The sequence below is a fragment of the Bdellovibrio sp. BIS2 genome, assembly GCF_055398295.1.
In genome coordinates this window covers 3,334,398-3,347,582 of sequence record NZ_AP035879.1, presented here as the reverse complement: position 1 = coordinate 3,347,582, position 13,185 = coordinate 3,334,398, and the positions used below count along the sequence as shown (strand labels likewise).

At 49.2% G+C, this 13,185-nt stretch carries 11 protein-coding genes; 5 read left to right on the top strand and 6 right to left on the bottom strand.

All coding sequences use genetic code 11. From position 1 onward, the window contains the following. The first annotated feature begins 32 nt into the window (after positions 1-32). The gene (locus ACZ520_RS15890; protein ID WP_232469045.1) at positions 33-935 is read left to right on the top strand and encodes an MBL fold metallo-hydrolase; all 903 of its coding nucleotides are present in this window, start codon (positions 33-35) and stop codon (positions 933-935) included. A 15-nt stretch (positions 936-950) separates the two neighbouring features. Here ACZ520_RS15890 and ACZ520_RS15885 read toward each other — a convergent pair whose 3' ends face one another. Both ACZ520_RS15885 and ACZ520_RS15880 read right to left on the bottom strand, forming a co-directional pair. Continuing rightward, a complete protein-coding gene (locus ACZ520_RS15885) occupies positions 951-1,787 on the bottom strand; it encodes a DUF6279 family lipoprotein (protein ID WP_464126466.1) in 837 nt (278 codons plus the stop codon). A 54-nt stretch (positions 1,788-1,841) separates the two neighbouring features. Further along, on the bottom strand, positions 1,842-4,127 hold the full coding sequence (locus tag ACZ520_RS15880; RefSeq protein WP_088564181.1) for a transglycosylase domain-containing protein: 2,286 nt from the start codon (positions 4,125-4,127) through the stop codon (positions 1,842-1,844). A 113-nt stretch (positions 4,128-4,240) separates the two neighbouring features. Here ACZ520_RS15880 and ACZ520_RS15875 point away from each other — a divergent pair, with 113 nt between their 5' ends. The 3 genes from ACZ520_RS15875 to ACZ520_RS15865 all read left to right on the top strand — a co-directional run bounded on the left by ACZ520_RS15875 (position 4,241) and on the right by ACZ520_RS15865 (position 6,839). Then, positions 4,241-4,870 carry a co-chaperone GroES gene (locus tag ACZ520_RS15875; protein ID WP_416479952.1) on the top strand — a complete coding sequence of 210 codons (630 nt, stop codon included), beginning with the start codon at positions 4,241-4,243 and terminating at the stop codon, positions 4,868-4,870. Positions 4,871-4,880: 10 nt separating this feature from the next. Beyond that, positions 4,881-6,290, top strand: coding sequence for a hypothetical protein (locus ACZ520_RS15870; RefSeq protein ID WP_374031231.1), 1,410 nt, complete (start codon positions 4,881-4,883; stop codon positions 6,288-6,290). Between the two features lie 174 nt (positions 6,291-6,464). Next, positions 6,465-6,839 carry a hypothetical protein gene (locus ACZ520_RS15865; protein WP_088564184.1) on the top strand — a complete coding sequence of 125 codons (375 nt, stop codon included), beginning with the start codon at positions 6,465-6,467 and terminating at the stop codon, positions 6,837-6,839. Here the strand turns inward: ACZ520_RS15865 and ACZ520_RS15860 are convergent. The 3 genes from ACZ520_RS15860 to ACZ520_RS15850 form a co-directional block, all read right to left on the bottom strand. Further along, positions 6,836-7,852: a hypothetical protein gene (locus ACZ520_RS15860; protein WP_416479954.1), complete on the bottom strand. Its 1,017-nt coding sequence runs from the start codon at positions 7,850-7,852 to the stop codon at positions 6,836-6,838. The two genes, ACZ520_RS15865 and ACZ520_RS15860, sit on opposite strands and share 4 nt — an antisense overlap. After that, complete coding sequence (locus ACZ520_RS15855; protein ID WP_464126464.1) at positions 7,849-8,910, bottom strand: hypothetical protein; 1,062 nt, start codon at positions 8,908-8,910, stop codon at positions 7,849-7,851. The genes ACZ520_RS15860 and ACZ520_RS15855 overlap by 4 nt, the downstream gene beginning before the upstream one ends. 70 nt (positions 8,911-8,980) lie before the next feature. After that, entirely contained in the window at positions 8,981-10,378 is a 1,398-nt protein-coding gene (locus ACZ520_RS15850) for a hypothetical protein (RefSeq protein ID WP_464126462.1), read from the bottom strand. Positions 10,379-10,668: 290 nt separating this feature from the next. Here ACZ520_RS15850 and ACZ520_RS15845 point away from each other — a divergent pair, with 290 nt between their 5' ends. Beyond that, a complete protein-coding gene (locus ACZ520_RS15845) occupies positions 10,669-11,859 on the top strand; it encodes a KamA family radical SAM protein (RefSeq protein ID WP_464126460.1) in 1,191 nt (396 codons plus the stop codon). Here the strand turns inward: ACZ520_RS15845 and ACZ520_RS15840 are convergent. Continuing rightward, the gene (locus ACZ520_RS15840) at positions 11,851-13,044 is read right to left on the bottom strand and encodes a serine hydrolase domain-containing protein (protein ID WP_088564189.1); all 1,194 of its coding nucleotides are present in this window, start codon (positions 13,042-13,044) and stop codon (positions 11,851-11,853) included. The genes ACZ520_RS15845 and ACZ520_RS15840 overlap by 9 nt on opposite strands. Between the last annotated feature and the right edge of the window lie 141 nt (positions 13,045-13,185).

Sequence of the window (13,185 nt, the reverse complement as noted above, 5' to 3'; positions counted from 1 at the left end):
CTGCGCCTCCACCTACGGATTGGACTTATCATGTGGAAGGAGTTCTTAGAAACTTCTTCTCGGCCGGTTATCGCGACCCATCCCAGATTTCCCGCTATATTCAAAGTTTGGATGTGCCCCAGGTCGGCGGCTATGGTGCTGCTACGACCTGCGTGGAAATTCAAAGCCCCAAAGGACAGTTGATCCTGGATGGTGGCAGTGGCATCCGCAATTTGAGCGAACGTATCATGACCGGCACCACCGGTCGCGGCAAAGGCCCTTTCCATATCTTCATGACTCACTTCCATTGGGATCATGTGATCGGTCTGCCGTTCTTTACCCCGCATTTTATTCCAGGCTGCGAAGTCCACTACTATGCTGTGCAGCCGGAACTGGAAAAACTGATCCGCGGGATCTTTCAGCGGCCGTATTTTCCGGTGCCTTTTGAGGCATTGAAAGCAAAGATTCATTTCCACGTCATGGAACCGCGCAAACCCTATCAGTTGGATGACATGACCATCACGCCGTACAAGCTGGATCACCCGGATCCTTGCTGGGGTTTGAAGGTGGAATGTGGTGGCAAGTCCTATGCCCACTGCGTGGATACTGAAGGCACCCGTATCACCCGCGATGAGCTCGGGGAAGATCTGCCGCTTTATCAGAATGTGAACCTGATGTACTTCGATGCCCAATACACCCTGCCGGAGCTGGCAGAAAAAGCCAACTGGGGCCACAGTGCTGCACAGGTCGGCTTGGATATCGCCATTCGGGAAGGCATTCAGAAGGTTCTTTTTGCCCACCACGATCCGGGAGCCCGTATTGAGCATGTGCAGGAATTGAAACGGCAGACGAAGGAATACTACGAATCCCGTCAGCGTTTTGCTTCGGCAAATCAGAACTCTCTTCCGCCGGTCGAGTGGGACTTTGCCCACGAAGGCCTGGAAATCAAACTTTAAAAGAAAAAGGCGGGTTTAACCCGCCTTTGCTATTTTTTCCAACTGTGCTGTTTTCTCGTTCAGATTTTCGATCAGATTTTTTTTCTGCTTTAAATTCATGGATCCCAGAACCTCGATGACCAGTTTTTGCAACTGGTGTTTGTATTCGCGGAAGGCCGTTTGGTATTCGGCCAGATCCATGGCGGCGGGATTGTTGTAGTAGGTTTTCAGGAACTCTCGTTTTGCTTCGGGAGTGGTCATCTGTTCCTGATAGCGGCTGAGGATATGGGCTTTGTTGCGCGCCTTCAGTTCGCCGGGGAACGGGGATGAATCCAGGTGGGTGTTGATCATTTTCTCCTGTTCTGAGGTCAGCGAGCCCAGGAACATTTCAAAGTACTCGGTGTATTTGTTGCGCATTTCTTTGCGGTATTTGGATGTCTGATGAAACTTGTCCAGATCCGCCTGGGTTTTCTTTTCAAATTCCCGGGCGAAGGTGGCGAGTTGCTTGGGCTGGGTCGAGGCAATGAATTTTCCGGCTGTATCGGAAAAGCGGGCGTTGATCTGCTCAACGTCCTTGAGGAAAAGATCAAAATAGAAACCGGTGCGGGAGGAATCCAGAGTGCCTTTTTGCACTTCCTGTTGTAGTCCTTTGAGGCGGGCAATCCACTGGGGCAGAACCTCGGCTTTAAGTTCGCCCAGATCCTTTTGCACGCCGTCTTTCAGATCCCGGCTTTGCGAGCTTGAGATGTCGAAATAGTCATCGACCTTTGAGGCGATGTAAGTGTCAGCCCACTTGAATGCGATACCAAAATGATTGCACCCTGTTAGGGTCAAAGCTCCGGCACACAGAACGACAAAAAGAAATCTATTCATTCGTCAATTCTATCAGACGAAGCTTTGAAAACCGCGCTGGTGGCGGTTTTCAGATCAAAGGTCGGGTGATTTGGCCTTGTCAAATACGAGTTCCACTTGAGTTGGATCACCTTCTTTATAGGCGTTCAAAGCCTCCAGCGTCTTTTGATCCAGCATCACTTTTTCGGTGTTTTCCGGCCATGGGAAATCATCCGCCGGGAAACGGGTTCCGATTTTTTTCATAAATTGAGTCCATACCGGCACGGCGCCATTGGAGCCTGTCAGCTTGTGCGTAAGATTGTTGTCGTAACCAACCCACACCACTGTTGTGATGTAAGGGGTGAAGCCTGCAAACCAAGCATCTTTATTGTCGCTGGTAGTTCCGGTTTTGCCGGCTGCCGGGTTGAAGAACCCGTTCAGGGTGATGGATCGTGCTGTCCCGGACAAAATGGTTTGTTTCATCATGCTCACCAGGCTTGCCACCGCGGCAGGGTCCACAGTCCCTGTTGGGCGAGGATCGTGTACGAAGACCTCAACATTGTCTGAATTCAAAGCGCGTCTGATAAAAGACAGCGCGGGTTTTTGTCCCATTGCTGCCAGAGTCATGTAGCTTTGCAGAACTTCTTTTGGATACATTTCAAATGCACCCAAAGTCATTGCCGGGAAGGATTTAAGCTGCGAAGTCACGCCCATTTCGTGGGTCACGTCAATCACGTTCCCCAGTCCTACCGCAAGCCCCAGAGAGGCCGTCGCCGCATTCAGGGAATTTTTCAGCGCATAGAACATCGGCACTGTGCCGAAGAATTTCTTACCATAGTTTTCCGGGGACCAGGCCTGACCTTCATATTTATAAGTGAACTTTTCATCGTTCAGCAAAGTCACCGGAGTGTACGGTTCGCCCGTTTCGGTTTTGTTCAGCAGGGCTGTCAAGTAAACGAAGGGCTTCATGATCGAGCCGATCTGGCGGTGTCCGTCGATGGCGCGATTGAATTGAGTCATACGGAAGTTTCGGCCGCCCACAACCACGCTGACCAAGCCCGTTTGATTGTTGCCAACCAGAACGGTTCCTTCCAAAGAGTGACCTTTGGCCTTCAGGCCCGAGATGTGTTTGTTGTTTTTTTCCAGATTTTCAAGGTGGCCACGCAAGGCATCCTGCGCTGTTTCCTGCGCTTCCAGGTCAAGCCCGGTGTAGATTTTCAGGCCATCGGGACTCAGTCCCTGAGACGTCAGTTGTTTGCGAACCGCATCCAGATAGTAGGGGGCTGTCTCGGAAGCGATCGTGCGGGGTGCGCTCGGAAGTGGCTGGCGATCGGCTTCATCAAACTGGGCTTGCGAAATGTAGTCCAGGCCCTTCATTTTTGTCAGAACCAGATTGCGGCGGCGCTCGGCGTTTTCTGGTTTCTTGAACGGATTGTAAAGTCCCGGGCTGTTCACGATCGCGGCCATCAGCGCACATTCGCTGATATTCAGGTCGGTCAGTTCTTTGCCAAAATAGTAGCGGGCGGCCGCGCCATAACCACGCACCTGGAAAGCGCCGTTTTGTCCCAGATAGATCACGTTCAGATAAGTTTCCAAAATCTGGTCTTTGCTGAAACGCGACTCCAGCAGCACGGACATGATGAATTCCTGATACTTTCTTTTCAGGGTTCTTTCGCTGGTCAGGAAATAGTTTTTCACCAGTTGCTGAGTGATCGTGCTGCCCCCTTGAGCACGGCGGCCCGAGGTGACGTTTTTAACCAGGGCGCGGAAGATGCCTTTGAAGCTGACCCCGCCATGTTCCAGGAACTGGGCGTCTTCAATGGACATCACGGCGTTGGAACACATCGGGGGAACCTCTCCCAATGTCACGGTTTTTTGCATCAGGGGTTCGTTGCCGATATATTGGGCAAGCAAGGGGGCTTCACTGACGGCCTCTTGCACTTCTTCAAAGGGTGCACCTTTGAAAATGCGGGAAATCAAACGGTCCTTTTGCACGACCAGAATCTGAATGGAGCTGTCAACATCCTGAGTGCGGGTGTCTTGTGTGACCCAGCCGATGCAGGCATCCTGGTTTTCGTCCAATCCCACCTGCAGGCGCGCGGCGCACTGCTCACGTGTGGCAATAAAGTAATCTCCAGCGAGCAGTCGTTGATCGAATTCTCGACGGCGATAGTTCTGACGCAGAAGCTGTTTTTCGATGTCGGAAATCTGAATCTGACTGTGCGACTGGAAAGTAGGTGGAGCTGCATAAAACTCCGTCGGAACGATGAACTTTTTTGACTCCAGCTTGGAGGTCAGTTCCTTTTCCAGTGCAAAGTAGGAATAGACGCCAATCCCAAGCCCGCAGATGATTACAAGCGTCAGAAGGATTGTAAAAGCCAATAAAATAGTCTTTAATCGTGGTCGCATCATAGATGACAGAGTAGTACGAAACTCACTCGGTGAACAACCTTTGAAAATGTTTTTCATAAGTTGCCTTTGTGAAAGGATTGTTTGTGGCTAAGAAGAAATCTTCTGCTAAAAAAGCCAGTGTAAAAAAGGTCGTTAAAAAGACCGTCAAAAAAAGCGGCGTAAAAAAATCTCCAGCAAAAGCCGCCAAAAAACCAGCTCCCGCAAAAAAGAAAGCTCCTGCCAAGAAAACCGCTGCTAAAGCACCAGCTAAAAAAGCTGCTGCCAAAAAGCCTGCAGTGAAAAAGGCTGTGGCCAAGAAGCCGGTCGCTAAAAAGGCAGTGAAAGCTGCCAAGCCTGCGCCAAAGAAAGCGGCGGCGAAGCCTGCGACTTCTCACTTGGTGCGTGAATCTGCCCCTGTTAAAAAACTGGATTTGAGTGGCTTTGTCACTCCCTTGGACGACCGTCTGATGGTTCAGGTTTCTGGTGCCGAGAAAATGACCCCGGGTGGTTTGTATATTCCTGATTCCGTGGCCGACACTTCCGGGAACCTGCAAGGTTTCGTGGTGGCTGTTGGACGCGGGCACATGAACAAAAAAGGTCATGTGCGTCCGATGGACGTGCAAGTCGGGGACAAAGTGGTGTTCTCTGAATATGCAGGCTCTAAAATCAAAATTCAAAATGAAGACCTCATTATTCTGCGTGAAGCGGACGTGATGGGCGTGGTTTCCAAGTAAAGGAATGAAGATGTTGAAAAAGAACTTTTTGAAAGCACTGGGTCTTTCTGTCGCTTTGGCGACTCCGGCGGCTCACGCCCTGTCTTTGGATTGGAGCGGTGGTTACCGCTTTGAATGGACTGAGATTGACCGTCCATCTTTGGGTTCCCCGACGGAAAGAAAAGCTTACGGTACCAACTATCTTTATCTAAGCCCGACCGTGATCGCGGCAGACGGTGTGAACGTTGTTTCCCGTTTCGATATTCTGAACAGCGCAGATTATCCGAATTCTCAACTGGGTGAAATCTGGGGTTTGAACTCCAACGCGGCTGCGGCTTCTTCCACAAACCAAGGTTCCACAAACGTTCGTGTCAGCCAGCTTTATCTGACTGTGAATCAGGAATACGGCGCTTTGGTTGTGGGGCGTACTCCGTTTGAGTTCGGTTTGGGTATGACTTACAACGCGGGTAAAGGTCTGTTCGATCACTGGTATGACACGCGTGATATCGTGGGTTACAAAATCGTGGTGGGCGACTGGTTCTTCATGCCTTCTTTGGGCCGCAAACAGTCCACTGGCTACGGTCAGGGTGGTTCTATCTCTACAATGGGTTTGCACCTTCAGTATGAAAATGCAGAAAACAAAACCATTTTGGGCGTTTATCAGGAAACTTCCAAAGGCGTGAAAGAGGCTTTGGGTTACCAAACTCCGGATCAGGTTGAGGCTATCGGCGGCGCGGGTGCAACTGTTGGCGAAAGCATGAATGTTCAGCGCACGAATGTGGTGTTTGGACGCGGCTTTGATTCCTTCGGTTTCAAATTGGAAGCCGGTTTCCAAAGCGGTGAAACAGGTGTTTTGACCGCAGGTGGTGATTCTGTGTCCTTGAATGGTTTCGGTGTGGCTTTGGAATTCGAAGTTCCGGCCAAAGAATCCAAATGGGATTACAGAGTTCGTGCGGGTATGGCGACGGGTGAAGACGGTGGTTCTTCCGGTTTCGGTGGTTATGCCTTCAATCAGAACTATGATGTGGCGATGTTGTTGTTCAATCATCGTTTGGGCATGAAAGACTTCCTGAATACCAACGCTTATCGTTCCAATCCGAACCTGACTGTTGGAAATTCTGCGGATGATGAATACGTAAGCAACGCCATTTATCTTGCTCCATCCGTGAACTATGCTTGGTCCGAAAGAGTCGACCTACGCAACACTCTGGTTTATGCACAATTGATGCAGACCCAGAATTCTTCTGTTGATTCTACAAAAGATCTGGGCCTAGAATGGGATATCGACGTGGTTTACAAACACAGTGATAAAATCCAGTGGGTGAATCAGGTCGGTCTTCTGTTCCCAGGCGAAGCTTGGAAAAATGGGTCTGGAGCAGACGGAAACCTGGATAACGGGTTTACATTTGGATTTGCATCTAAAGCCGCCATCAGCTTTTGATTACAGCACGATTGCAACTTGTACGACAGCTTGATGACTACTTGAAACATCTTGTTTGGTGGTGAGCAGGGCCCGGGGGGCGAAAGTCCCCCGGGATTTTTTTTGCCTTAAAACATCATGGACAACTTCCCAAGGATTTGTAATATCAGGTCAGCAACTCAAATCGGAGGTTCTATGAAAGCGCTTTTAGGGTCTTTGTTGGCTCTGGTGATGTTATCTGCTCCGGCAGCTCAGGCTTGGACTGAAGTGGCCAACGAAATGATCTTTGCTGATCAACCGACTTTCCAGCAGGTGTTTTTGCGTAAAAGCAAAGCCGAATATCAGGAAGTCATGGTTCAAATCATGAATCCCAACGGGGCCCGCATCCAAAGAGCTGAAATCATCACGGAACAGGGCTGGTCCAAACCGGTCTGGAGACTTGAAGGCGACTACCGTTTCGGCATGCAAAGAACGGATGTCTTCCAGAAAGCCAAAGTGAATATCTTCCGTACTTATTTGACGACTCTTCGTCCGGGCGAACCGGTTCGTCTGCGCGTGATGATGCGCTAGTTTTCATCCATTAGGTACGGAGTGATGTGGCAGCCCATAAGGCACAGGGGCATATTCTTTACGCCCATCATTCCTGTTGCCATGACATATTTGTTCTTTAGATCTTCAGCTTCCTGTTCGGTCATGTGATCCAAATCAAAAAAGGTTCTGGAAATAAGGGGAATGTCCTCGCTTGCCTTAAAAGTAATATAGCTCCTCGTCTGCGGAAGGAGTTCGGCGGCCGTTGTTAGTTGGGCATGTTGCGGAGCAAGGTCTTTAGACGACAAAGCCAGTTTAATAAAGGCAAACGGAGTTCCAACCAGTTTGCCTCCGGCAACTGGAAGTTCTATTTCCATGGTGTCGATTTTCTTACGGCTTAAAAGATACTTAAGATAATTTAGATTTCCATCGGGATGACGGGACAGGGAGATGATTTCCCCTAACAGCCAAATTTTTAAATTCTGATTGTCCAAATTATCCTGGCAATAGGTCTCTGCCAGCCCAAGAACGGTATTGCTGAAAGTGTTTGAAAAGACACTCATGAACGAGTGAATATTTAATAGATCTGAACAGCCCAGATTGATTTTTTGAAAGTGAGCCCAAGCTTTCTCCAAAGTGCCATAGGTCGACAAGTTTTGATATTGGAGCATCGCCCATGCTCCAATGGCCCCTCCGGAATCCGGGCTGTAGTCCCGAACTAGCAGGTATGGTTTTTTGTGAAAGCTGGATCCTTTGATAAAGGCAGAAGCTCCCTTCGCAATCAAAAGACTGACGATAGTATGATTTCCCCTCTGGAGAGCAACTTCTAAAAGGGTTTGTCCGTTTTCTTCAATTGTTGCCAAATCCGGCATGGGACGGGATTCGATAAGTGACTGAACTTCTTCGAAGGAAGCATACTTCACGGCCTGAAAGATTGATTGAGCCGGAGATTCTACCGACCTTGTAGGGACGTATTTTTCATCAGCCTGGTCTTTCTGAAATGCGCAACCCACTACTAAGCAGGCAAGGAGGCTCGAAATAAGCAGATTTCTCATTCCTCTTCCTCCGGGTTCCAGAAGTCCCCGCTGGCTTCTGCCAATGAATCATTTAGGATGGTGTTACCCCAAAAGTTTTCATCGTTGCGGAGTTCATCGATAGTGATCGAGAATTTTGCTTCGTCGATAGTTTTACACTTTCCCGGGCAATAGATTGTTGCCAGTGCCTCAGGAAAACGTGTGATTTTTTGCAGATAAGTGCTGAAGTTTTCGTGTCTAGCCGGATATTTGATATTTCGCCACCATAGCAAAAGCGATGGATTTACAAAGTAGGTGCGGTCTTCTTTATCGCTATAGTGCCAATATCCATGGAATTTATTCGGCATTTTTCCAGATATAAACTCTGCCAAAGCGAAATGCGGAAGAACCTTGTTTAGCTGGGTATCAAGCTCGCCAAGCAGAATATAGGAAGCATCTTTTACCAGCCTTTCAAATAGCTCGTCATTTTGCATCGAGGGAACTTTAATAAGCTTTTCTATTATGGCCAAAGGAATTTCATGGTCGCGATATCCACGCGTAATTGCGGGGATAACCTCGGAGGCCGGAGTCTGATTGGTGATGACAAAAGTCAGCAGCTCTTCAAAAGACTTGCTCTTAAGAAGACTTCGAATTTGCGACTTGGATCGTGATATGCCCGCCCTGAGAGCGTGGTACTTAAACAGCTCTAAGGAGCTTGGTTTCTTTTGTTCTAATTTTAGAGTGCCGACTTCCTGATACAAAGACTTCTTAGTTGTGGTATTGGCCACGAATGGTGAGGCGCCCAACTGAGCCAGGTGCCGGATGACTTCAACGTCACCACGCAAGGCTGCATTCTCCAGTGGTGTGCTGCCATCTGGAAAATTCTGATTTAGATCGGCTTGGGACTTGGTTTGAATGGCGTCCTTCAGGTCATGAAGTTCAGCTTCAAGAATAAGTTTTTGGAAGGCGTTCTCAGGGGTTTTGGCTGACTGGGCCAACGGCGTTTCAGACGGCACGGCTGGTTTGTTCTGATCTTTCGAGAAAGAACAACCCATCAAAACAGTCATTATGATTGTTTGCGCAAGAATGACTTTTTTCATGTTTTGTTCTCCTTTCTCAATAGGACAAGGGTCCTTCATGGACCCTTGGGAGGATTGAATCAATTAGCTGTTATTGGCGGCCGCGGATCAGTGCTCTTTGTTGCAAGGCTTCGGCCGTCGCATCGCGTGGGGTTCCGAAAGTCACACCACTGCTGTTTGGGTGAACATTCAGTTGCATTTGTGGCTGAGTGCTCAGTGCCGTGCCGCCGGTTCTGGAAGAAACTCCGGACGGGATCGTACCTGGTGTTGTCGGCGTTGTTGGCAAAGTCCCGATAGACGTCGTTGGTACCTGGCTCTGGATAGTGCCGATGGTGCCGCGACCTGGATTCTGCAGGCGGCCGGACAAGTCGATACCTGGATCTTTAACTGTGCCGCTTGTTTTTCCACTAAGGGCATTCAAAAAGGCAAGGTAAGATTCAGTCAGGAAGGTCCCGTATGCAATCTTCTGCTGTTCAGTGAGGTTGCCAATAGAAGCTGCCGACTGCAGTCCATGCAGGCTGTTGGTTTTCAGAAGTGTCTCCAAAACGCTGGTTTCACTACGGCGAATTTCTGCTTCGCTGCTCAAGTATGCGAATTCTTGCGGGTTGGTTGTTTTTAGAGACAACGCAGTCAGTGCTGCCGCTTGCTCAGCTTCGTACTTTAATAGATTTGCCTGTGCTGACAAAAGCTTAGAACGAACCATTTCATGCTTTTTCGGGATGTCTGCAATAAGCTTTCTCGTGAGTTCTAAGGTGTCCTTTCTTAGCTTTTCCGCATCTTCTTTGGCCCATTGGTATGAAATATTATCATCAAAAGAAATCATGCCTCTTTTGACACGTTCATCAATTTGAAGGGAGGATCTGATAGTAGTAAGCTGTTCAACCAGAAGAGGCTGAATTGCGCTTGTGAAGAACTTGGAGGCTTCAGAAGATTCTACATCTTTCTTTTTGTCATTCAAAATTTCGGTGAAACCTGAAGCCAGGCAAGAAAGTGCATCTGCAGATTCTTTGTGTTCTTTACACTCTTTACGCAGTTTTTCAAAGTGGTTCACCTTCTTTTCAACAACTTCTTCACCCGTAGCCTCAGCATCCGCTTCCGCCACTTCTTCTTTTTTAGCCACTTTCTTTTTAGGCGCGGCTGTTTGTTCAGCCAATTTTTTCATCAGCTCAACATTCAGTGCATCGATATCAGATTTGTTTTTAGCGCTCAGGACGATGGTGTCGTAACCACACTTGCCTTCGCAGACTTTACCTTCAGTTGTTCTTTTTGGAACCAAAGCCAGGACTTCTTCATCACCGTTATCAATGTATTTAACGGGCATCACACCTTCAGCGGTGTAAACCTTGCTTTCAGTCAGATCGCCGCTTGTGGAAGCGAAGTCTGCGGAAGCAATTCCGTCATTATGAGTGTTGAACGATACATTGAATCCCAAGACAGCCAGCAGAGCCGACGTCAGAACCCATTTCTTTTGCGGGTAAGTGAATTTCATAAGTCCTCCTATATGAAGGGAACATCCAGTCCCTTTTATCTACACTTATGTAAAGCGAAGGCCGGGCCAAAACCCGAGGTTCGGGCCAATGGCCCTAAACACAGGAAATAGCTAAGAGTTCTCATGTTGAGATTCATTGCACGGGCGATGGTGCCTGTTGAACTTCTGGTGTCCCATCGTGAGAAGTGCCAAAAGTGTTTTAATTTCGTATACTTAGACCTGACTTTCGGGCAGAAGGCAAAATATTGAAAAAGCGCCCCTTTCGGTCACTTTTAGAGTATAAAACAGCCATGAAGTTTCATTTCCCGCGAAGCAAAAGGCCTGAACATATCGCCGAATCCGATTGGAATAATTGGACCTGGCAGCTTCGCCATTCCCTGAAAACCCAGGACGATTTCGCCCAGCATTTTGAATTAAGTGCGGATGAAAAGGCTGCGTTTGTGGGTGGGAAAGAACTCTTCAACGTGCGCACCACGCCGTACTATGCAAGCCTTGCTCAAGGTTCTGCCGGTCAATCCATTCGCCAGATCCTGATGCCTCATCGATTTGAAATCGAAGACGGAGAACAGCAGATGCTGGATCCTTTGGGCGAACGTCAGAACAAGGCAGCCCCTCGTTTGATCCATCGTTATTCAGACCGTGTGTTGTTCCTGATCACAGATATCTGCAGCGTTTACTGCCGCTTTTGCACCCGCAAGCATTTCACGGGGCAAGAGCAGGCTTTCATCCGCAACGAAGAATACGAACAGGCTTTGGCCTATATCAAATCTCACACCGGGATTCGTGAAGTCATTCTTTCCGGCGGCGATCCGCTGACGGTCAGTGACAAGCAACTGGATCGCGTGCTGGGTGATTTGCGTGCGATCGAACACGTTGAGATCATCCGCATCGGATCCCGCATGCCCGTGGTGTGCCCGATGCGTGTGACCGAAGACCTTGTGCAGATTCTAAAAAGGCACAAGCCGGTGTTTTTGATGTCGCACTTTAATCATCCGGACGAGCTGACTGCCGAGGCGGTGGAAGCTCTGGAAAGACTGGTGGATAACGGTGTTCCGGTGATGAACCAGATGGTGCTGCTGAACGGTATCAACAACCATCCAGCGCTGGTGCAGGCATTGAATCGAAGACTGCTGTTCCTGCGTGTGAAGCCTTACTACATGTTCCAGTGTGACCCGTCACTGGGGACGGACCACTTGCGCACCTCTGTGGAAGATTCACTGGAAATTCAGAAAGAGCTGTGGGGGCACTTGTCCGGCCTTGCGATGCCGAATCTGTCTTTGGATATCCCTAATGGTGGAGGCAAAACTTATCTGGTACCGAATTTTGAAGTCGGCCAGGAAGGCCGCACCCGTCACTATGTTGGTTGGGATGGGGTGAAGGCTGAATACGTCAGCCCCGCGCCCGAAAAGATCCGCAAGCCCGATGCCTCAATGTACGAGGCCGAGTGGGCTCACCTTAAAAACAGCAAGAACTTACTTTAGTTCTCCGTTTACACCATCCAAAAGCTCTTTACCCAAAAGGCCGATTTCTTCCAGCTTTTGTACCGGCAGGCGGTTGAACACAACGGCCCAGGCGTAGCCATCACCATGACGAGTGAAGTAAGAAAGTGTGCCGGTTTCCAAGGCGCCGGCGTGTCCGATGTTTTTCCCACCATCCATGCACACCCAGCCCAGGCACGCGTTCGGATTTCCGATGGTGGTCACGGGGGCCGTCATCACCGCCACCGTTTCAGGTTTCAAAATCTGCACACCTTTGTTCCAAGGTGTTACGGCATTGGCAATTTTCACCAGATCTGACGGAGTCGCCAGCCAGCCACCGTGTCCATCCATGGTGTGGAAGACATAGCCGTTGTAGGATTGAGGCCCCATGGTTTTGTTGTCGAAAACAGACTTATTCGGTGCAGAGCGGGGATCATCATAATAGCGGGCTTCGTTTGGCAGGCGGTCCTGCAAAGTGTTGCCGGCAATTTTCATGTCGGTGATGCCCAGAGGTTGCAGAACCTTTTGCTGCACATATTGCTCATAAGGCATTTTAGACAGGGACTCGATGATACGCGCCAGAATATTGAAACCCAGATTGGAATAGTGGAACTCTTTCCCCGGAGCCACATCCAGCTTTTGATACTTCAATACATAAGAAATCACAGTTTCTGCGCTGGCAGGAACCGGAGTCTTCATTTTTTTGGCGATCGTATAGACTTCATACTGCGGATCACCACTGACGCTCAGATCCCAACCCGCGGAATGCTGAAGCAGATCACGCAAGGTGATCTTGTAAACACGCTGATCGCGGATCTGGCGGTACTTTGGCAGATAGCCGCGGGGGCCGAAAACAGGTTTGTTCAAAGCTTTTTCCAGATCGACACCGGAATCTTCCAGCACTTTGAACACGGCAATAGCCGTGATGGGTTTGCTGGCACTGGCGATGCGCCACAAGGTGGTGTCTTGCGGCGTCGTTTTGTTTTCTATATCTGCAAAACCAAAGTTGTCCGTGTGGATGATCTCGCCATCTTTCAGAATGGCGACAGAAGCGCCTGGGATGTTGTGTTTTTGAATGAACGTATTTACGAAATCACCGGCTTTTTTTGCCGACGCATTTTTCTTTGGGGTGCTGGTGCAGCCGATCATCAGCAGGGAAACCAGCAGGGTCATCAGGGGTGCTTTCATCTATAGCTCCTTCTCGCTATGAGACAGCGTGATCGATTTTTTGCATAAAGAAAACAAGTTTTCGTGGATTTTCTGGGCCATCGGTCCCGTCGCGGTTTGGCCAGTTGTTAATGTTCGGTGAAAAATCAATCCATAGTCTCG

What these genes read in the sequence shown, in the direction of transcription:
- ACZ520_RS15845 (WP_464126460.1), top strand. Translation starts at nt 10,669, where the DNA reads ATGAAGTTTCATTTCCCGCGAAGCAAAAGGCCTGAACATATCGCCGAA.
- ACZ520_RS15870 (WP_374031231.1), top strand. Translation starts at nt 4,881, where the DNA reads ATGTTGAAAAAGAACTTTTTGAAAGCACTGGGTCTTTCTGTCGCTTTG.
- ACZ520_RS15850 (WP_464126462.1), bottom strand. Translation starts at nt 10,378, where the DNA reads ATGAAATTCACTTACCCGCAAAAGAAATGGGTTCTGACGTCGGCTCTG.
- ACZ520_RS15855 (WP_464126464.1), bottom strand. Translation starts at nt 8,910, where the DNA reads ATGAAAAAAGTCATTCTTGCGCAAACAATCATAATGACTGTTTTGATG.
- ACZ520_RS15865 (WP_088564184.1), top strand. Translation starts at nt 6,465, where the DNA reads ATGAAAGCGCTTTTAGGGTCTTTGTTGGCTCTGGTGATGTTATCTGCT.
- ACZ520_RS15860 (WP_416479954.1), bottom strand. Translation starts at nt 7,852, where the DNA reads ATGAGAAATCTGCTTATTTCGAGCCTCCTTGCCTGCTTAGTAGTGGGT.
- ACZ520_RS15840 (WP_088564189.1), bottom strand. Translation starts at nt 13,044, where the DNA reads ATGAAAGCACCCCTGATGACCCTGCTGGTTTCCCTGCTGATGATCGGC.
- ACZ520_RS15885 (WP_464126466.1), bottom strand. Translation starts at nt 1,787, where the DNA reads ATGAATAGATTTCTTTTTGTCGTTCTGTGTGCCGGAGCTTTGACCCTA.